Here is a 765-nt window from a genome sequence, read left to right on the forward strand (position 1 = left end):
AAACGTTGTATGCCATTGTGAAAAATGGAAGAAATTATAAATAAATATCTGAATGAGATTGTTTCTCTTGAAATAAACTCAAAACCTGGAGATGTTGAAACCGAAATGTTGGACAATAGTGCTGACAATAATAAGGAATGGAAAAACTGGATACCAATCCAGAGTACCGTAACGGATTTGGAATTATCTGAATTGGAAAAAGAAATTGGACATAGACTACCGGATAGTTATAAAAAATTCCTGAAAATCAAACATTTTTATGAATTGTACATAGCGGAATGCTCTTTCTGCTCGCATCCAATCAATACTTGGAGGGCTAAATTAATGGAAATGATTTTTGATGGATATCCAAGCGAAGATCTAATCGAAACGGGGCGAATTCCTTTTGCCAGTTGGAGTGATTGGGGTTTACTATGTTTTGATACGACAGCCAAATGTGAAAACAATAATTATCCAATTGTTCTTTGGGATCACGAAGTTTATGACCAATTTGAATTTCAATACTCCAATTTTGAAAATATGCTTGAGGAATTAGCTATTGAACACGAAGAACAAAAAGAAGAATAACGCACTACAACACGGTGTATAAAACATAGCCAATAAGTTATAAAACAAAAGGTTTATGCATATTTAGAAAGTCCACCAAATTTTTAATTTGGCTTTTAAAAAGAGAAAAAAAATAAAAACAAAAAATAAAAATTCGGCTCTGTGTTAATCCGAAAAATTAGTGTCTTTTTGCACGCTACGTTTCATACACAACCCGTT

The 765-nt window shown here is 32.5% G+C and carries 1 protein-coding gene; it reads left to right on the forward strand.

The window, feature by feature from the left end; genetic code table 11:
• Positions 1-24 precede the first annotated feature (24 nt).
• Positions 25-567 (forward strand): SMI1/KNR4 family protein, encoded by a 543-nt coding sequence (locus AWE51_RS23330; protein WP_066319028.1) that lies wholly within the window; start codon positions 25-27, stop codon positions 565-567.
• Positions 568-765 lie beyond the last annotated feature (198 nt).

It is taken from the genome of Aquimarina aggregata, assembly GCF_001632745.1.
GTDB classification, from domain to species: domain Bacteria; phylum Bacteroidota; class Bacteroidia; order Flavobacteriales; family Flavobacteriaceae; genus Aquimarina; species Aquimarina aggregata.

Bases quoted from the DNA above. Each gene is read 5' to 3' on its own strand.
- AWE51_RS23330 (WP_066319028.1), top strand. From the start codon at position 25: ATGGAAGAAATTATAAATAAATATCTGAATGAGATTGTTTCTCTTGAA.